A 17,799-nucleotide genomic window follows, 5' to 3' on the forward strand; every position below is an offset into this window, starting at 1 on the left:
ATCATTGGCGCCCCCAACAACCCGCTAGACTGGACGGCATGACGACGGCCGACGCCCGGACGCCCGCCCGCCTCCGGCACGCCCCGAGCTGGCTGATCAGCCTGGTCGCCGCGCAGAGCCACCGCCTGGTCGGCGCCGGCTTCGCCCGCGCCGGCGCCCGCGGCTACCACTACCGGCTGCTCGCCGCCCTCGACGAGTACGGGCCGTCCAGCCAGGCCGCCCTCGGCCGCCACACCGGCATCGACCGCAGCGACGTCGTCGCCGCGCTGAACGAGCTCGCCGCCAAGGACCTGGTCGACCGCTCCCCCGACCCGTCCGACCGGCGCCGCAACGTCATCACGCTCACCGCGGCCGGCGCCCGCCACCTCCGCGAGCTGGACGAGGTGCTCACCGGCATCCAGGACGACCTCCTCGCCCCGCTGTCCCCGGCCGAACGCGAGCAGTTCACCGGCCTGCTCACCCGCCTCGCCGACCACCACGTGCCGGGCCGGTAAATCAGTCGCGACCGGCCGAAACCCGGCCGTAGGCTTGGCGCCTCCCCGCTCAAGGAGGCGCCTATGCCACCCGTGATCCGGCTCGTCGAACTGCCGGCCGCCGCGATGACCGCACTGCTCGACGGAGACCTCGCGAAGGCGAGCGCCGCCGCCGGCATCCCCCTCACCGGGTACTTCACGACCGACGAGGCGAAGTCGCTCTGGCGCTTCCGCCTCGACCAGATCGCGCGCGACCCGTCCCACGCCCCGTGGATCGTGCGCGCCGCCGTCGCCGAACCGGACGGGGAGGTCGTCGGCCACGCCGGATTCCACGGCGCGCCCGAGAACGGCACGGTCACGATCGCCTACTCCGTCGACCCGGCGCACCGCCGCAAGGGCTACGCGCGCGCCATGCTCGCCGCCCTCCAGGAGCGCGCCGCCGCCGACCCGTCCGTCACCACCGTCCGCGCCACGATCAGCCCCGACAACCAGGCGTCCCTCGCCACGATCGCGGGCGGGGGCTTCACCTTCATCGGCGAGCAGTGGGACGAAGAGGACGGCCGCGAACTCATCTTCGACCGGCCCGCCCGTTGACCCCCACCGCGCTCGATCTGCCGCGCTGGCAGTTCGACCTGACCTGGTCGCTGTTCGAGTACCACCTGGAGCGCCTCGTCCCCGAGGACTTCCTGTGGGAACCCGCCTCCACCTGCTGGACGATGCGTCAAGCCGCCGACGGAATGTGGACGGCGGACTGGGCCGACACCGAACCCGACCCCGTCCCCGTGCCCACCATCGCCTGGCTGAGCTGGCACATCGGCTGGTGGTGGGGCGTCACCACCGACCATCTCCAAGGCCGGACGCCGCGCGAACGCACCGAGATCGCGTGGCCGGGCGCGGGCGAAGCCGTCGAATGGCTGCGGGCCCTGCGCGGCGAATGGCTGACCGTCCTCGACCGCCTCACCGACGCCGACCTGGACGCCCCCGCGCCTTTCCCCTGGCCGGACGACTCCGGATTCACCGTCGCCCACACCCTCGCCTGGGTGAACGCCGAACTGATGAAGAACGCCGCCGAGATCGGCCAACTCCGGATGCTCCGCGCCGTGTCACCCCGCTAGGACGCCCCGGCCGGGTGGTCACGCAGCCATTTCTGCGCCCGCGTCCGCGAAGCCCGCGAGAGCCACGCGTCCTGGACGACCTCGGTGAGCTCCCGCAACGTGAGCTCACCGATCCGGCTTCCCCGCAGCAGCACCGAGGGGTGGCCGTCGAAGTGCGGGGTCGTGAAGAACGGCGACGCCTCGTCCTGGACGAGCGCCAGCTTGTCCGACTCGGACGGCACCCAGAACACGATCACGTCCGGGTACCGCTCGCCCGTGCCCGGGTCCACCGCGTCGGGGCGCGGGTTGCGGAAGAACACGAACGACCTGCCCCCGACCTGGTAGACGGGGTTGCCGCCCGCCGCATGGGCGATCGTCACATGGGGCATGCCCGCGGCCAGCTCGTGCACGTCCTCGACCCGGGCGGGACGCTCGTCTGCGCGCATGCCCGCAGCGTAACCCCGGCCACCGACGCCCTACGGCGACTCCACGGCCTGCGCGCCGAGGGCCTCCTGCTGGATCCGGTCGAACTGGGCGCCCATCGCCTCGGCCAGCGCCGTCGCCGCCGACAGCGGCCGCACCATCACGGTGAGGTCGTCGATCAGCCCGTCCTCGTCGAGGTGCAGGAAGTCGCATCCGTGCACCTGGAGCCCGTTCACCGTCGCCTGGAACACCAGCGCGTGGTCGCGGCCGTCCGCGCTGACGATCTCCCGCACGTAGCGGATGTCCTGGAACACCCGCGCCGCGCCCCGCACGATCGCCGCGGTGATCGCCTTCCCCGCGTACGGCTTGAACACGACCGGACTCGTGAACACGGCGTCCTCCGCGAACAACGACTCCAGCGCGGCGATGTCACCGGCCTCGACGGCCCGGCGGAACGGATGCATGGGAGCGCCCCCCGATAGGAAACTAGTTGACTAGGTGCGGATGACACTAATCGCGCACTCGACCACTCGTCCAGAGCCCGCGTCGATGGCGCAGATCACACGCCGGCCCGCCGGGCACCCGGCGCGGCGGGTCAGCCGCCCGGCGTCCGAAGGGTGATCGCTCCGCTCTCGGTGCGGGCACTGATCGACCGGGGGGAGGACGCGTCCGCGGGCACGTCGGCGCGGACGTCGCCGCTCTCGGTGGCGGTGCTGACCTTGTAGGCGGCGCGCGGCACCGTCACCCGCACCTCGCCGCTCTCGGTCGTCACGGCCACCCGCCTCGGCACGTCCGCGAAGGACAGGTCCACCCCGCCGTTCCGCGACTCCGCCGAGACCTCCCGCGACCGGGTCGCGCGGGAGCGCAGCTCCCCGTTCTCGCTGCGCAGGTCGAGCGGCCCGGCGGCGCCGTCCACCACGATCGCGCCGTTGGCGCTGCGGACGCGCAGCGCGGCACTGAACCCCTTCGCCGTGATCGTCCCGTTCTGCCCCTCGACGCTGACCGCCAGCCCGCGCGGCACCAGCACCTCGTAGCGGACGTCGCAGCCGCCGACCAGGGTGTCGCAGTCGGTGGCGAGGGTGAGCCGGCCGCCGCTGAGCCGCCATGTCGCGGACGGCTTGCCGCCGATCAGCGCCCACCGGTCGAACCGTCGCGTCACCCGCACCTCGCGCACGTCGGCCGGCCGGATGTCCAGGTCGCCGGCGTCCTTGGCGATGGTGAGCCGGGCGCCGACGGGCCCGAAGCCGCGCTTCTCGGGGGCGGCGTCGGCGGCCGAGGCGCCGCAGCCGGCCAGGGACGCGGACGCGAGCAGCGCCCCAGCGGCGAGCGGCAGGGCGCGGCGGAACGAGGGGGTCACGGTGCCTCCATACGATACCGAAAGTATTCAATACTTTGAGTATGCTACGGTGCGTCCATGACCGACAACCCAGGGCCCGCGAGGCGGGTGCCACGCGAGGAGGTGCGCCGGCGGCTGCTGGCCGAGGCGCTGCGAGTGTTCACCGAACGCGGCTACGCCGACGCGCGGCTGGAGGACATCGCCCACGCCGCCGGGTTCACCAAGGGCGCCGTCTACTCCAACTTCGGCGGCAAGCAGGAGCTGTTCGGCGCCGTCCTCGGCACCGGCGCCGAGGACGAGTTCGCCGCCGTCGCCGCCGAGATCGGCGGCACCGACGACCTCGGCGCCCTGATCGCGCGGATCGCGGAACTGATCGCCGCCCGGATCGCCGGCGACACCGGGCGCGGGCAGCTCGGCCTGGAGTTCGCCGCCCGCGCCGCCCGCGACGCGCCGACCCGCGCCGTGCTCGCCCCGATGCGCCGCGCGCAGCGCGACACCGCCGCCCGCTCGTTCGCCGAGGTGACCGAGCGCACCGGCACCCGCCCGGCCGTCCCGCCGGAACTCGCCGGGCTGATCCTGCACTGCCTCACCAACGGCCTGGTCAACGAGCACCTCGCCGACCCCGAGTCCGTCACCGCCGACGTCATCGAACGAGCCTTCACCGCCGTGCTGACCGCGCTGCTCCCGCCCCCCGCGAGCAGCTGAAAGGACCCTCCGTTGGCGACCCTGCTCCACCGGCTCGGCCGGACCGCGTTCCGCCACCGCGCGCGATTCCTGGCCGGCTGGCTCCTCCTGCTGGCCCTCACCGCCGGCGGCCTCGTCGCCGCCGGCTCCCACCTGGACAGCGAGGCCACCATCCCCGGGGCCGAGTCGCAGCGGGGCATCGACGTCCTCGAACGCGCCCTCCCGGCGGCGACCGGGGTCACCGCGCAGCTGGTCTTCGCCGCCCCGCCCGGCGCGACCGTCGACGACCCCGTCCACCGCGCCGGGATCGGGGCCGCGGTGCGGGAGGCGGCCGCCGCGCCGCAGGTGGCCGAGGCGACCGACCCGTTCCAGAACGGCGCCGTCTCCGCCGACCGCCGCACCGCGCTCGCCCAGGTGCTGTACCCCATCAAGCGGGACGCGCTGGACGACTCCAGCGTCACCGCCCTGGAGGACATCGCCGCCAAGGCCCGCGCGGACGGCCTGCGCGCCGAGGTCGGCGGGTCCGTCTACAGCACCGCCGGCATGCACGCGGGCATCGGCGAGGGGATCGGCGTCGCGGTCGCCGTCGCCGTGCTCGTCCTCACCTTCGGCTCGCTCCTCGCCGCCGGGCTGACCCTGCTGACCGCGATCACCGGGCTCGCGATCGGGCTGCTCGGCGTACTGCTGGCGTCCAGCATCGCGACCGTCTCCTCCACCGCCCCGAGCCTGGCGCTGATGATCGGCCTCGCCGTCGGCATCGACTACGCGCTGTTCGTCGGCTCCCGGCACCGCACCCAGCTCGCCGCGGGCATGGACGCCGAGGAGTCGGCGGCGCGCGCCACCGCCACCGCGGGCACGGCGGTCGTCTTCGCCGGACTCACCGTGGTCATCGCGCTCGGCGGGCTGGCCGTGGTCGGCATCCCGTTCCTGACCGTCATGGGCCTCGCCGCCGCGCTGACGGTCCTGATGGCGGTCGCCGCCGCGATCACCCTGCTGCCCGCACTGCTCGGCCTCGCCGGGGAGCGGCTGCGTCCCGCACCGGGCTCGCGCACCGCCCGGCGCGCGGGGCCGGACGCGCGGCCCGGGGGACCGGGCGGCGGCGGCCTGCGCTGGGCCCGCCTCGTCACCCGCCGGCCGCTCGTCACCATCCCGGTCGTCCTGCTGGCACTGGCGGCGATGGCGCTCCCGGCGGTGAAACTCGACCTGGCGATGCCCGACAACGGGACCGCCGACCCCGCGTCGACCCAGCGGAAGGCCTACGACCTGATCTCCGGCGCCTTCGGGCCCGGCAGCAACGGCCGGCTCCTGGTCCTGGTGCGCACCCGCGACGCGGACCCGGTGCGGGCGGCGGGCACCGTCGCGGCGGGACTGCACCTGCCCGGCGTGGTGTCGGTCGGCGCTCCCGAACCCGGCACCGACGGCCGCACCGCCGTGGTCACCCTCGTCCCCGCGCAAGGCCCCCGCAGCGAGGCGACGCGGCGGCTCGTCCGGGACATCCGCTCACGCACCCCCCGCCTCGGCGCCGCCGCGGACGCCGAGGTCCTGGTCACCGGCTCGACCCCCGCCGCGATCGACGTCTCCGACCGGCTCAAGGGCTCGCTGCCGCCCTTCACCGCGCTCGTCGTCGGACTCTCCCTGCTGCTCCTGCTGCTCGTCTTCCGCTCGGTCGTCGTACCGGTGAAGGCCGCGGCCGGTTTCCTGCTGTCGGCGGGCGCCGCGTTCGGCGCGGTCGTCGCCGTCTTCCAGGACGGCGTGCTGCCGAGCCTGTTCGGCGTCGCCACCACCGGGCCGGTGTTCAGCTTCATGCCGATCGTCGTGATCGCCGTGCTGTTCGGCCTGGCGATGGACTACCAGGTGTTCCTGGTGTCGCGGATCCGCGAGGAGTACGTCCGCACCGGCCTGCCGCACGACGCCGTGCTGACCGGCGCGCGGCACAGCGGCAGGGTCATCACCGCCGCCGCGCTGATCATGCTGTCCGTCTTCGCGGGTTTCGTCACCACCGACGACCTCACCCTGAAGCCGATCGCCCTCGGATTGGCCGCCGGGATCCTGGCGGACGCCTTCCTGGTGCGGATGACGCTCGTCCCGGCCGTCCTCGCGCTGGCGGGCAAGGGCGCCTGGTGGCTCCCCTCCTGGCTGGACCGGCTCCTGCCCCGCCTCGACGTCGAGGGCGCCGCCCTCCAGGCCCGCGAACCCACGACCGAGGAGGCCGGGGAGCCAGTGGCCCCGTAGACCCGCGACCACCGGGGAACCCGCGCTCCGCGCCGCCGCTACGCTCGGACCCATGTCGCTGCGCAACGCGGTCCTGGCCACGCTCCTGGAGGGCGAGGCATCGGGATACGACCTGGCGAAGAGCTTCGACGCCGGGGTGGCCAACTTCTGGATGGCGACCCCGCAGCAGCTCTACCGGGAACTGGACAGGATGGCGGGCGAGGGCCTGATCCGGGCGCGCGTCGTCCAGCAGGAGCGCCGCCCCAACAAGCGCCTCTACTCCCTCACCGCCGCCGGCCGCCGCGCGCTCCACGACTTCACCGCCACCCCGCCGCGCCCCGGCGCGATCCGCGAGGAGCTGATGGTCCAGGTCCAGGCGGTGGACGCGGGCGACGTCCGCGCCGTCATGAACGCCATCCGCGAACGCATGACCTGGGCCGAATCCAAGGTCGCCCGCTTCGAACGCCTCCGCGCCCGCCTGCTGGACGGCCGCACCGAGGAGGAGCACCTCGCCACCGCCGAGCGCATCGGCCCCTACCTCACCCTGATGCGCGGCCTGGCGTTCGAACGCGAGAACCTCCGCTGGTGCGAACAGGCCCTCGCCGTCCTCACCCGCCGCACCCCCGCCCCCTGCCCGTCCAGCTCCGACCACTAGCTCCGGCATCGTCCGGCGCGGCCGGCAGGAACCACGGCTCTGGCCCCGCGGTTGAAGGACTACTGGGCCATGTCGACGAAGCGGCTGTAGTGGCCCTGGAACGCGACGGTGACGGTGGCGGTCGGGCCGTTGCGGTGCTTGGCGACGATCAGGTCGGCCTCACCGGCGCGCGGCGACTCCTTCTCATAGGCGTCCTCGCGGTGCAGCAGGATCACCATGTCGGCGTCCTGCTCGATGCTGTTGTGCAGAGAGATTCCGTTCGCCACGAAATTGTGGAGACCGAGCACGGTGGCATCGTAGACTTCCTGCTCCCCGATGCTCTCGATCTCCACTATCTCGTCCCAGAACACGTCATTGGTGCACAGCAGTTCCAACTCGGCGCTGCCCAGTACCTTCGCGACCCGGTTGAGGCGCTCTCGGCTGGGGGCGCGCTTCCACAGCGCACTTCCGGAGAACTGGGTGCCGATTGCGGCATAGAATTCCCGGTGCGTCATATCGCGATCGGCGAGAATAGCTCGGACATCGGCCCACACTTCTCGAGGAACGGTGTCACGGTTGGTATTCGCTTTGATCTTTCGAAGGCACTCGGCGGCGGACGCGGCTACGACGCCGCGCGCACCGTGGACGTTGACGGCTTCAAAGAACGCGAGTTGGTTCTCCGCACCGTAGAGGTGAAGCTGATATCCGGGGCGATGGGAGCCCTTCTTGACGGTCTTGACGCGTGAGAGGATCCCGAATCGCAGCAGCAGGGCCGAGATGTCGTCTACGAGCCGCCTGCTCGTGGACGCATAGTAGACGCGGCATTGGCCATTCTTGGAATCCCAGTGCACGCAACCGTCCGTGGCCCACAGATGCCTCAGGAAAAGCGCCACCTGCTCCTTCGGCAAGGCGAAGACCGGTGCCGGGACGAACTTCTCGTGCGAACGCAGCCCGAAGAGCCCCAACTGGTCGAGCCACTCGGCGATCGGGTTCCGTCGGCCGTGGGTCAGGCGGTACGGCGCCGGCAGCCTGAGCGTGGTGACCCGCGCGGCCTCGTGCTCGTCTCGTACGGCGGTGATACCGAAATGCCGGGCCGCTTCGGTGACGGCCTGAAGGCACGCCTCGTCCTTACTGGCATAGCGGATCGGCTGGCGCTTGACGAATGATCCGTCACCGATGAGGTGGGCGAGCATGACCACGCGCGCCTCAGGCCATGCGGTGGGCTGCAGCGGTGGCGGCACATGCCTGGAGGCGGCGATGCGCGAACCGGGCCCCAACTCCCCGAGCGGTGTCCAACCGTGGTGGGTCAGGAAGGGGTGGTTGGCGGTGGCCTCGATCTCCTTACCGGAAGCCAACTTGACGCGGAAGGCCTCCTTGCGTCCGCTGGAGAAGGCATGCGTCATGGTCCGGGGAACGTACTTCAGCCGGTCGTCGAGCGCCCAGACCGGGACGTCTCTCGCACCGCTCGCCACGAGCTCGCCCATGGTGACTTCTTCGTTGGTGTCCGCACGCATGATCCGGGTGGATGCCGTGACGCATCCCGATTCGCGCAGGTCGGACACCATGGGCTTTTTGTCCGTTCGCTGCTCGGGACCTCGGTTGAGCTGCGACAGCGCGATGACCGGGACGCCGAGTTCCTTGGCGAGGAGCTTCAGCGAGCGGGAGAACTCCGAGACCTCGACCTGGCGGCTCTCCACCCGCTTGCCGGACGTCATCAGCTGCAGGTAGTCGATGATGACGAGCCGCAGGTCGTGCTGCTGCTTGAGGCGGCGGCACTTCGCGCGGATCTCCATCATCGACATGTTGGGCGAGTCGTCGATGAACAGCGGCGCCTCGGCGACCTCGCTCATGCGGCGGGCGAGGCGCGTCCAGTCCTCATCTTGCATGGTGCCGGACCGCATCGCGTGCAGCGCCACCCGCGCCTCGGCGGACAGCAGCCGCATCGTGATCTCGTTGCGGCCCATCTCCAGGCTGAAGAACGCCGAGGTCAGGCCGTGCTTGATGGACGCGGCGCGGGCGAAGTCGAGCGCGAGCGTCGAGTTGTGCGTCGGGACGCAGTGCCGCCCCGCCAGGTACATGTGGTCGTCGTTGTCGACCTGCACGCACCGGACGGGCACGCTCTCCACGGGCCGGACGTCCACGATGTAGCGCACCCGGGCCTCGGGGGAGACGCTCTTCGGTTGCCGTGCCGCCTTGCGCGGCAGCCTGAACACCGTCTCGGCGGGCGTGAAGCCGATCTCGTGAACGGCCTCATCTGCCGGGCCGGTCGTCGTCAGCTCGGCGCGGTGGCCGAGGCTGAGGATGAGTTCGTGCACCTCTGCGGCGAGCCCGGCGGAGGAGAAGGCGAGCTCGACGCGTCCATCGGCGGCCACGTGGCCCCGGACGTCGAGCAGCCCGGCGAGCAGCGCCCGCCGCTGCGCCGCGGACGCCCGCATGTACTGGGCGGGGATCTGCCTGCCGTCGGACGGGCCGAGGCGGCGGCGCGTCCCGGGGAGCAGGTAGCAGCCGGGGACGGCCTCCTCGACGACCTGCGCGCCGGTCGCCTCCAGTTGAGCGATGACCTCGCGGTCGAGGCAGGCGATGCCGTCGGTTCCGGCCTCCCCGGCGCCGAGCAGCACGCCCAGGACGTACGGATCGACGGGCAGTTCGGCCTCCGGGAGGTCGAAGGCGCCGGCGACCTCCACGGTGTGGGCGGGACGGCCCGCGTGCCGGAGCGACGCGAACACCTGCTCGGTCGTCCGGATCCGCGAGTGGATGCGCCCGGCCCGCACGACCTGCGGCGGGACGGCGATGGCGTGGTGACGGCGATGGGCCGCCTTGCGCGTCTCGGTGTCCGCACTGGTGATCTCGGATGGCCGCACGAAGCCCCTGTCGAGGCGGCCGCGGCGCCGGTCCGTCCGCTTCGGGGAGCATTCGCTCGGCCCACCGCACCGGGCGTTCCCCTTCGACCGGTCGCGGCCGGAGGCGCGACTTCCGGTGGCGGCGAGGGGACCGAAGGCATCGATCGAGCCACCGCGCTCCCCGGAGAGGACCATGGGGAAGATCGTTCCGATGTCCATCGGTGCGCTGCTCGAGACCACGTCTTCGCGGACGTGGCCGGCGCGGGCCGTTCCGGTGTCGGCGGCGGCCCCGCCCCCGCTCGCGAGCTGCGACGCGGCATCGGACGAAGATGGAGCGTCGCCGCCCATCACCGTGGTCGTGCGCCACTGGTGCTGGGCGTCGGCGACGATGACTTCCCCGTCTGAGAACTCGACCTCGTAGCAGGGACGGCCGTACATCACGTCCGTCGCGGCGACCACGCGGGTCGGTTTGCCGTCGGCTCCGATCAGGTGGTCACCGACGGACACCTGCCCCATGGTTGTCCACCCCGAAGGGGTGGGAAGTGGGGCATTCACGCTCAAAGCCTTGCCCATGGCGGGCCTCGCCGCCACGACGATCATCTGGCCGGGGTGGAGGCCGTTGGTGAGGGCGTCGAGGTCGGCGAAGCCGGTGGGGCAGCCGACCATCTGGCCGCCGCGGCTGCCGATGGCCTCGATCTCGTCCAGCGCGCCGGGCATGATCTCCGACAGGGCGACGTAGTCCTCGCCGGCGCGCTTCTCGGCGATGGCGAAGACCTCGGCCTGGGCGCGGTCGAGGACCTCGTCGGCGTCGGCGCCGTCCGCCGCGTAGCCCATCTGGACGATCCGGGTGCCGGTCTCCACCAGGCGGCGCAGGATCGCCCGCTCGTGGACGATCTTGGCGTAGTACCCGGCGTTGGCCGCGGTGGGTACCAGGGAGATCAGGGTGTGCAGGTAGGGGGCGCCGCCGATCCGGGCGATCTCGCCGTTCTTGGTGAGCTCGCCGGCGACGGTGACGGCGTCGGCCGGGTCGCCCCGGCCGTAGAGGTCGAGGATGACGTCGTAGATGATCTGGTGCGCGGGCCGGTAGAAGTCGGGGGTGCGCAGCAGCTCGACGACCTCGGCGATGGCGTCCTGGGAGAGCAGCATGCCGCCGAGGACGCCCTGCTCCGCCGAGATGTCGTGCGGCGGGGTGCGTTCGAACTCGTGCTCCTGCGGTCCGATGTCGGCCACGCTCACCGTCGCACCCCCTTCATCTCGGCCGCCGGCGGCCCCGTCCGCCCATCGCCGACCGTTCATCTCACGTCTACCTGACGCGTCGGACATTCTCGCGAGGCCGCGCGGCCGGGGGCAAAGCAGCCTGTGGACAACCCTGTGGACTGCCTGTGCAGACACGCCGTTAGGGTTGTGCACGACCTGTGGACAACTTTGTGGATTTCCCGTGGACGACTCCCGGTCCATGTGGCTGACCTGCGGCAATGTCGTCCACCGGCTGTGCGGGAAAGAAAGTCGGCCGTCCCCGCCCATGTAAGGCTTGAAGTTCTTAGGAGAGTTACCCCGGTGGTAGCCTCGGCGCGGTGACGACTTCCCGGCGGCTCGCGACCGCGCACGACCGCGAGATCCTGCGCCTCGCCGTGCCGGCCTTCGGCGCGCTCGTGGCCGAGCCGCTGTTCCTGCTCTCGGACTCGGCGATCGTCGGGCATCTCGGCACCGCCCAGCTCGGCGGGCTCGGAGTCGCCGGCCAGGCCCTCAACACCCTCGTCTACCTCTGCGTCTTCCTCGCCTACGGCACCACCGCCGGGGTCGCGCGGCAGGTCGGCGCCGGCGACATGCGGGCCGCGATCAGGCAGGGCATCGACGGCATGTGGCTGGCGGTCGCCATCGGCGCGGTGCTGATCGTCGCCGGCTGGCCGCTCGTCCCATGGATCGTGGACGCGTTCGGTGCGTCCCCCTCTGTGACCCCGTACGCCGTGACCTACCTCCGGGTGAGCCTCTTCGGCATCCCGTCCATGCTGCTGGTCCTCGCTGGTACCGGCGTTCTGCGCGGCCTGCAGGACACGCGAACGCCGCTCGCCGTCTCCATCGGCGGGTTCACGGCGAACCTGCTGCTCAACGTGCTGTTCGTGATCGTCCTGGGCTGGGGGATCGCCGGGTCGGCCTGGGGCACCGTCCTCGCCCAGACGGGCAGCGCGGTCGTCTACACGGCCGTCGTCCTGCGCGCGGCACGCCGCCATGGGGCCTCCGCCCGCCCCGACCTGGACGGGCTGCGGACGTCCGCCACGGCGGGCTTCGGCCTCCTGGTGCGGACGGCGGCGCTCCGCATCGTCCTCATCGTGGGCACGTCGATCGCCGCCCGGATGGGGGACGAGGAGATCGCCGCCTACCAGGTCGGCTTCCAGGTGTGGACGCTGCTGGCGTTCGCACTCGACGCCATCGCGATCGCCGGGCAGGCCATCACCGGACGCTACCTGGGCGCGTCCGACGTCCGGGGCACCCGGGCGATCACGCGCCGGATGGTCTGGTGGGGCGTCGGCTGCGGCATCGTGTTCGGCCTGCTCATCCTCGCCGTGCGCCCGTGGCTGCCCGGCCTGTTCACCGGGGACGGCGACGTCCGCGACCTCCTGCTCGCCTCGCTGCTCCTGGTCGCGGTGCTGCAGCCGGTGGCGGGCGTGGTGTTCGTCCTGGACGGCATCCTGATCGGCGCCGGCGACGGCGCCTACCTCGCCGCGACCACGCTGATCGCGACGATCGTCTTCCTCCCCGCCGCGATCGTCCTGTTCCGGGCGGACGCGGGCATCATCGGGCTGTGGCTCGCGATCGGCCTGTGGATGCTGACCCGGATGGTCACCCTCGGCCTGCGCGCACGCGGCGACCGCTGGATGGTCACCGGAGCCGTCCGCTGACCGCCCAGGCAAAATCCTGGGAATCGCACCCGTACCATCGACCCCACCCGCTACGATTCGAACATGTGTTCCACACACGGCGAGCGGATGGCCCGGCTGACGCAGGCGATCGACGACCTGGCGGCCGAGGGCCTGGCCGGGCTGCCTCCGGAGACCCTGGTGGAACGCGTCGCGGGCATCTGGTCCTTGATCGAGGGCATCGACCCCGAGATAGCCCGCCGCCGCACCCGCTACACGACCCCCGACACATGACCACCGTCCGCCCCTGACAAGCCCACCTCGTGCCGCTCAAGCCAGAACCGCCGCCCGACAACCGTCCCGCACGCATCCCCTGAGCCACCATCGCACCCCGGTCGGCATCGCGCCGGCGGACGCTCGTCTACGGGAAGGGTCAGGTCAGGCCGTCGAGGGACGGCAGCACCGACAGGATGGAACCGTCGTTGGCGTTGCTCTGGCTCGGGTTGGACGTCTCCAGGCGTTCGGCGACCGCACGCCGTAGTTCGGGCAGCCGCGCGTAGAGCCTGTCGCCCGGGCATGACGTCTTGTTGTAGTCGCGGTGCCCGACGATCGCCTCGGCCGGGTCCAGGTTGTACTGCCGGCACAGCCACACGCACACCTCCAGCAGCGAACCCCACAGCTTGCCGGGAACCGCCCGCGACGTGTACGTCCCCTCGTTCTCGATGCCGATCGTGTGCTGGTTGTGGTGCAGGACCTGCGCCCCCACCGCGAGTTCGCCGTCGCGGATCGCCTTCAGGCTGCGGTTGCGGCCCTCCATCACGATGCCGCCGCGGCTGATGGTGAGCTGCTGGCCGGCGTCGTCCCAGCCGTTCTTGTCCATGTGGAAGTTCTGGATGTACCGCGACAGGTTGAACGCGTGGGACAGCGACAGGTCGCTGGTGTTGGCCGTGGCGGTGTGGTGCACGATGATGTGGTCCGGCGCCCGCTTCAGGACCTTGGCCTCCCGCCTCGGCGATCTCGCGTTCCACTGCGCGCGCGTGTAGATGTGCGGGGCCTCCGCCCTGAAGTGGCCGGGGGCCATGATCCCCTCGTCCGCCATGGCCCCGTTCCGGAGTGGCGACGCCATGGAGAGCATCTCCAGCAGGCCGGCCCCCGCCAGGCCGCCGATGATCGCCCGCCGCGTCACCGGCAGGCCTCGCCGGTCCCGGTCGTCCGCGCCGTCCCCCGAATGCGCGATCACACCGTCCCCCTCATTCCGGATCAACTGATCACGGAACGTCATGGCCGCTCTGACGATCACCCAAACACAGGGCGGTTCAGGGACGTTTCACATGAAACCCAGCGCACGATCCCTCCCTTTGGACCGCGTTCGCCCTGCTCTTGTGCAAGAGATTGCGGGATCCAAAGCCGCCCCCCGCTCACGGAGACAGCGGGAGGCGGGAGGCGAGGAGCTGCCGCAGAGGCGAGCGGAGGGTGGACGCGAAACGGCCCCCGAGCCTGTGAGCTCGGGGGCCGTTCGGTGGTGCGGTGGTGCGTCAGCCCTCGACGACGTTGACGTCGATCGTGGCGCTGACGTCGCTGTGCAGCCGCACGCTGACCCGGTGGGTGCCGACGGTCTTGATCGGGTTGCCGATCTCGATGCGGCGGCGGTCCAGGTCGGGGCCGTCGGCGGCGCGGACCGCGGCGGCGATGTCGGCGGCGGTCACCGCGCCGAACAGGCGGCCGTTGCTGCCGGTCCGGGTGCGCAGCGTGACGCGCAGGCCGCCGAGCTGGTCGGCGACCTCCTTGGCGTGCTCGACGGTCGCGATCTCGCGAGCCGAACGCGCCTTCTTGATGGAGTCGATCTCCTTCTCCGCGCCCCGGGTCCACTTGATCGCGAACCCGCGCGGGACGAGGTAGTTGCGGCCGTAGCCGTCGCGGACCTCGATGACGTCACCGGGCTCGCCGAGCCCGGAGACCTGCTGGGTCAGGATGAGCTTCATGATCTTTCCCCCTGCCTCAGCGCGCGGTGCTGGTGTACGGCAGCAGCGCCATCTCGCGGGCGTTCTTGATCGCCGTGGCGACGTCCCGCTGGTGCTGGGTGCAGTTGCCGGTCACCCGCCGAGCACGGATCTTGCCGCGGTCGGAGATGAACTTCCGCAGCAGGACCGTGTCCTTGTAGTCGACGTAGGAGATCTTCTCCTGGCAGAAAACGCAAACCTTCTTCTTCGGCTTGCGGGGAGGTGGCTTCGCCATCGTGGTGCTCCTTTGGGAGAGCCCCGCTCACGCGGGAATGGACGTGTACTGGATGGTGTCGTGGTCGCGCCGGAGCGTCGGGTCCTAGAACGGCGGGTCGTCGGAGTAGCCGCCGCCACCGCCGCCGGTGGCCCACGGGTCCGCCGGGGCGCCGCCCTGCTGGCCGCCTCCGAAGCCGCCGCCGCCGCCCTGCTGGCCGCCGCCGCCTCCGAAGCCGCCGTCCTGGCCGCCGCCGCCGAATCCGCCGCCGCCCTGGCCGCCACCGCCGCCGAAGCCGCCGCCACCGCCCTGCCGCTGGGTCTTGTTGACCTTGGCGGTGGCGTTGCGCAGCGACGGGCCGACCTCGTCGACCTCGATCTCGAAGACGGTGCGCTTCTCACCCTCGCGGGTCTCGTACGACCGCTGCTTGAGGCGTCCCTGGACGATGACCCGCATGCCGCGCTGCAGGGTCTCGGCGACGTTCTCGGCGGCCTGCCGCCAGACGTTGCAGGTCAGGAACAGGGCTTCGCCGTCCTTCCAGTCGCCCGACTGGCGGTCGAAGAACCGCGGGGTCGAGGCGATGCGGAAGGACGCGACGGCCTGGCCGCTCGGGGTGAAGCGGAGATTCGGGTCCTCGACGAGGTTCCCGACGATCGTGATTACGGTGTCGCCTGCCATGGGGCTCGCTCCGGCTGATGAGAGGGCTGAGCCTGGCTCAGTGGACCTCGGGGCGGATGACCTTGGTGCGGAGGATCGACTCGCTCAGGTTGAGCTGCCGGTCGAGCTCCTTGACCGTGGCAGGCTCGGCCGAAAGGTCGATCACCGCGTAGATGCCTTCGGACTTCTTCTGGATCTCGTACGCCAGGCGCTTGCGGCCCCAGACGTCGACGTTCTCGACGCTGCCGCCGCCGTCCCGGACGACCTTCAGGAACGGCTCGAGCGCCGCGTTCGCGGTGCGCTCGTCGATGGCGGGGTCGAGGATGGTCATGAGTTCGTAACGACGCATGCTGTGTCCCTACCTCCTCTGGACTGGTGCGGTCACGGTCTCTCCGTGACAGGAGGGCTCTTGCGTCCGCCGCGGCGGCACTGGACCCCGGATTGCCGGGCGCACCTGCCGCGAGACCGATACAGGCTACCAACAGTCGGCAGCGTACGAGCCGGTTCCCGGAGTGGAGCGCCAGCGGAACGCAGGGAGCCGGCTCGTACCGCCCTTGTCGGGGGTGTGGGGGTCGCCCCCCACAAGCCGACTGGGCGCCGGTTCCCGGAGTGGAGCGCCAGCGGAACGCAGGGGACCGGCTCGTACCGCCCTTGTCGGGGGTGTGGGGGTCGCCCCCCACAAGCCGACTGGGCGCGGGTTCCCGTAGTGGAGAGCCAGCGGAACGCAGGGGACCAGCTCGTGCCGCCTTCAGTGGCGTTGGTGGGCCGGGTGGGTGGGTCTAGTGCAGCGGCGGCGTTCCAGTTCGGCCATGATGTCGGCCATGCGGGCGCGCATGCGGGCGGTCTGGGTCGTCAGCAGGGACAGCTCCTCGACGAGCTCCGCGTCGCCGATGAGCCCCAACTCCGCTTTCGTCACGGTGTGCAACCTCCTGCTCTCCCCCGCTTCCCCTCGGGGGCCGGACCGAGCCGGTGTTCTCGAATCCATGTTCGACAGTACCGGGTGCCGCCGACATTTTCCGACCGCCCACACCGGTTGATCTTTGCTCGGGCTGGGAATTCCTTTATGGGCATGGTCCGTCCGGTCCCGCGTTCACCATGCGCCCCAAGCGCGGGAGCACCACCTGAGGAGGATCCGATGCCACAGGAGGCAACCGACGCCCGGCGGACGCCGGCCCGTGCCGGCACCAAGCAGGAGGCCCGCCGGCTGCAGGGCGTCCTGGCGGTCGCGGCCATCACCATCGGGGTCGCGGCCCTGTTCCTGGGCTGGTTCCCCGAGACGCACTTCCCCGGTGCCGTGCTGGGCGTGATCGGGCTGCCGCTCTCGCTGTACTCGCAGCTGATCTCGGCGACGACCAACGAGCGGTGGCTGAACGTGATCGGCATGATCACCGCGTTCGTCGGCACCGGCTTCGCGCTGAGCAACGGGGGCTTCTCGCTCTGACCCGTCCCGGGTGTCGGAGGGCGCGGATAGGCTCGTCGGCATGCGCATCGGAGCCCACGTCGACCAGCAGCACCCGCTCGACAACGCCCGCGCGGTCGGGGCGGACGTCGTCCAGTTCTTCCTGGGCGACCCGCAGGGCTGGAAGAAGCCCGTCCTGCCGGAGGGCGTCGAGGCGCTGGCGGGTTCCGGCGTGGACGTGTACGTGCACGCTCCGTACACGATCAACGTCGCGACGTCCAACAACCGGATCCGCATCCCAAGCCGCAAGAACCTCACGCAGCAGCTGGAGGCGGCGGCGTCCATCGGGGCGAAGGCGCTGATCGTGCACGGCGGGCACGTGCTGAAGGACGACGACCCCGAGACGGGCTTCGAGAACTGGCGGAAGGTGTTCGAGCGGGTCGAGTGTCCGATTCCGGTCTACATCGAGAACACCGCGGGCGGCGGGAACGCCATGGCGCGCAAGTTCGACCGCATCGCCCGGCTGTGGGAGGTGCTGTCCGGGGTTCCGGGGCTGGACGGCAAGCTCGGCTTCTGCCTCGACACCTGCCACGCGCACGCGGCCGGCGAGGAGCTGGTGGACGCCGTCGACCGGATCAAGGCCATCACCGGCCGCGTCGACCTGGTGCACTGCAACGACAGCCGGGACGCGTTCGGGTCGGGCGCCGACAGGCACACCAACCTCGGCAGCGGCAGCATCGACCCCGAGCTGATCCTCACCGTGGTCAGGGCCGCGGGCGCCCCGGTGGTCGTGGAGACGCCCGCGGCGGGGCAGGCCGACGACATCGCCTGGCTGCGTTCGAAGCTCTGAGGGGTGGAGTCGCTGGAACCCGCGCAGCGTGCGCGGCATCTAACCCGGGTGCAACCAGCCTGACGACAAAATCCGAAGGTCACGTCACACTGGCATAATCCGGAATCCAGCCCTCAGCGCACGCGC

Annotated in this window: 20 protein-coding genes; 10 read left to right on the forward strand and 10 right to left on the reverse strand. The window is 71.5% G+C overall.

Features of this window, described 5'->3' with window-relative positions; all coding sequences use genetic code 11:
* Positions 1–38 precede the first annotated feature (38 nt).
* The 3 genes from ACGFI1_RS40670 (at position 39) to ACGFI1_RS40680 (ending at position 1,588) form a co-directional block, all read left to right on the forward strand.
* On the forward strand, positions 39–494 hold the full coding sequence (locus ACGFI1_RS40670) for a MarR family winged helix-turn-helix transcriptional regulator (RefSeq protein ID WP_138636757.1): 456 nt from the start codon (positions 39–41) through the stop codon (positions 492–494).
* A 63-nt stretch (positions 495–557) separates the two neighbouring features.
* Positions 558–1,067: a GNAT family N-acetyltransferase gene (locus ACGFI1_RS40675; RefSeq protein WP_392792998.1), complete on the forward strand. Its 510-nt coding sequence runs from the start codon at positions 558–560 to the stop codon at positions 1,065–1,067.
* Complete coding sequence (locus ACGFI1_RS40680) at positions 1,064–1,588, forward strand: DinB family protein (protein WP_392792999.1); 525 nt, start codon at positions 1,064–1,066, stop codon at positions 1,586–1,588. Before ACGFI1_RS40675 ends, ACGFI1_RS40680 begins: the two co-directional genes overlap by 4 nt.
* On the opposite strand, the gene ACGFI1_RS40685 is transcribed toward ACGFI1_RS40680, so the two are convergent.
* The 3 genes from ACGFI1_RS40685 to ACGFI1_RS40695 all read right to left on the reverse strand — a co-directional run bounded on the left by ACGFI1_RS40685 (position 1,585) and on the right by ACGFI1_RS40695 (position 3,347).
* On the reverse strand, positions 1,585–2,013 hold the full coding sequence (locus ACGFI1_RS40685) for an MmcQ/YjbR family DNA-binding protein (RefSeq protein WP_138636755.1): 429 nt from the start codon (positions 2,011–2,013) through the stop codon (positions 1,585–1,587). The genes ACGFI1_RS40680 and ACGFI1_RS40685 overlap by 4 nt on opposite strands.
* Before the next feature lie 30 nt (positions 2,014–2,043).
* Complete coding sequence (locus tag ACGFI1_RS40690; RefSeq protein ID WP_364549408.1) at positions 2,044–2,454, reverse strand: nuclear transport factor 2 family protein; 411 nt, start codon at positions 2,452–2,454, stop codon at positions 2,044–2,046.
* Positions 2,455–2,585: 131 nt separating this feature from the next.
* Positions 2,586–3,347, reverse strand: a complete 762-nt coding sequence (locus ACGFI1_RS40695) for a DUF4097 family beta strand repeat-containing protein (RefSeq protein WP_392793001.1) — start codon at positions 3,345–3,347, stop codon at positions 2,586–2,588.
* Between the two features lie 57 nt (positions 3,348–3,404).
* On the opposite strand from ACGFI1_RS40695, the gene ACGFI1_RS40700 reads away from it, so the two are divergent.
* Genes ACGFI1_RS40700 through ACGFI1_RS40710 form a run of 3 tightly spaced genes read left to right on the forward strand, consistent with a single transcriptional unit; the run spans position 3,405 to position 6,876 of the window.
* Positions 3,405–4,031 carry a TetR/AcrR family transcriptional regulator gene (locus tag ACGFI1_RS40700; RefSeq protein ID WP_386874892.1) on the forward strand — a complete coding sequence of 209 codons (627 nt, stop codon included), beginning with the start codon at positions 3,405–3,407 and terminating at the stop codon, positions 4,029–4,031.
* Between the two features lie 12 nt (positions 4,032–4,043).
* Positions 4,044–6,242, forward strand: a complete 2,199-nt coding sequence (locus ACGFI1_RS40705; RefSeq protein ID WP_392793003.1) for an MMPL family transporter — start codon at positions 4,044–4,046, stop codon at positions 6,240–6,242.
* Between the two features lie 52 nt (positions 6,243–6,294).
* Complete coding sequence (locus ACGFI1_RS40710) at positions 6,295–6,876, forward strand: PadR family transcriptional regulator (RefSeq protein WP_392793005.1); 582 nt, start codon at positions 6,295–6,297, stop codon at positions 6,874–6,876.
* Positions 6,877–6,935: 59 nt separating this feature from the next.
* On the opposite strand, the gene ACGFI1_RS40715 is transcribed toward ACGFI1_RS40710, so the two are convergent.
* The gene (locus tag ACGFI1_RS40715; RefSeq protein WP_392793007.1) at positions 6,936–10,931 is read right to left on the reverse strand and encodes a replicative DNA helicase; all 3,996 of its coding nucleotides are present in this window, start codon (positions 10,929–10,931) and stop codon (positions 6,936–6,938) included.
* 338 nt (positions 10,932–11,269) lie between these two features.
* On the opposite strand from ACGFI1_RS40715, the gene ACGFI1_RS40720 reads away from it, so the two are divergent.
* Positions 11,270–12,595 (forward strand): MATE family efflux transporter, encoded by a 1,326-nt coding sequence (locus tag ACGFI1_RS40720; RefSeq protein ID WP_392793008.1) that lies wholly within the window; start codon positions 11,270–11,272, stop codon positions 12,593–12,595.
* A 63-nt stretch (positions 12,596–12,658) separates the two neighbouring features.
* Complete coding sequence (locus ACGFI1_RS40725) at positions 12,659–12,847, forward strand: hypothetical protein (RefSeq protein WP_131944373.1); 189 nt, start codon at positions 12,659–12,661, stop codon at positions 12,845–12,847.
* 139 nt (positions 12,848–12,986) lie between these two features.
* Here ACGFI1_RS40725 and ACGFI1_RS40730 read toward each other — a convergent pair whose 3' ends face one another.
* The 6 genes from ACGFI1_RS40730 to ACGFI1_RS40755 all read right to left on the reverse strand — a co-directional run bounded on the left by ACGFI1_RS40730 (position 12,987) and on the right by ACGFI1_RS40755 (position 16,340).
* On the reverse strand, positions 12,987–13,793 hold the full coding sequence (locus tag ACGFI1_RS40730) for a peptidoglycan recognition protein family protein (RefSeq protein WP_392793009.1): 807 nt from the start codon (positions 13,791–13,793) through the stop codon (positions 12,987–12,989).
* Between the two features lie 295 nt (positions 13,794–14,088).
* On the reverse strand, positions 14,089–14,535 hold the full coding sequence (gene rplI / locus ACGFI1_RS40735; RefSeq protein WP_138636749.1) for a 50S ribosomal protein L9: 447 nt from the start codon (positions 14,533–14,535) through the stop codon (positions 14,089–14,091).
* A 16-nt stretch (positions 14,536–14,551) separates the two neighbouring features.
* Complete coding sequence (gene rpsR, locus ACGFI1_RS40740) at positions 14,552–14,788, reverse strand: 30S ribosomal protein S18 (protein WP_026403973.1); 237 nt, start codon at positions 14,786–14,788, stop codon at positions 14,552–14,554.
* Positions 14,789–14,872: 84 nt separating this feature from the next.
* The gene (locus ACGFI1_RS40745) at positions 14,873–15,445 is read right to left on the reverse strand and encodes a single-stranded DNA-binding protein (protein WP_392793011.1); all 573 of its coding nucleotides are present in this window, start codon (positions 15,443–15,445) and stop codon (positions 14,873–14,875) included.
* A gap of 37 nt (positions 15,446–15,482) precedes the next feature.
* Entirely contained in the window at positions 15,483–15,773 is a 291-nt protein-coding gene (gene rpsF, locus ACGFI1_RS40750) for a 30S ribosomal protein S6 (RefSeq protein ID WP_138636747.1), read from the reverse strand.
* A 399-nt stretch (positions 15,774–16,172) separates the two neighbouring features.
* Complete coding sequence (locus tag ACGFI1_RS40755) at positions 16,173–16,340, reverse strand: hypothetical protein (RefSeq protein WP_301173818.1); 168 nt, start codon at positions 16,338–16,340, stop codon at positions 16,173–16,175.
* A gap of 219 nt (positions 16,341–16,559) precedes the next feature.
* Between ACGFI1_RS40755 and ACGFI1_RS40760 the strand changes: the two genes are divergently transcribed.
* Positions 16,560–16,865 (forward strand): hypothetical protein, encoded by a 306-nt coding sequence (locus ACGFI1_RS40760; RefSeq protein ID WP_386874884.1) that lies wholly within the window; start codon positions 16,560–16,562, stop codon positions 16,863–16,865.
* 40 nt (positions 16,866–16,905) lie between these two features.
* On the forward strand, positions 16,906–17,673 hold the full coding sequence (locus ACGFI1_RS40765; protein ID WP_138636273.1) for a deoxyribonuclease IV: 768 nt from the start codon (positions 16,906–16,908) through the stop codon (positions 17,671–17,673).
* Positions 17,674–17,799 lie beyond the last annotated feature (126 nt).

The sequence above is a fragment of the Actinomadura geliboluensis genome (genome assembly GCF_043197915.1).
Lineage (GTDB): Bacteria > Actinomycetota > Actinomycetes > Streptosporangiales > Streptosporangiaceae > Spirillospora > Spirillospora geliboluensis.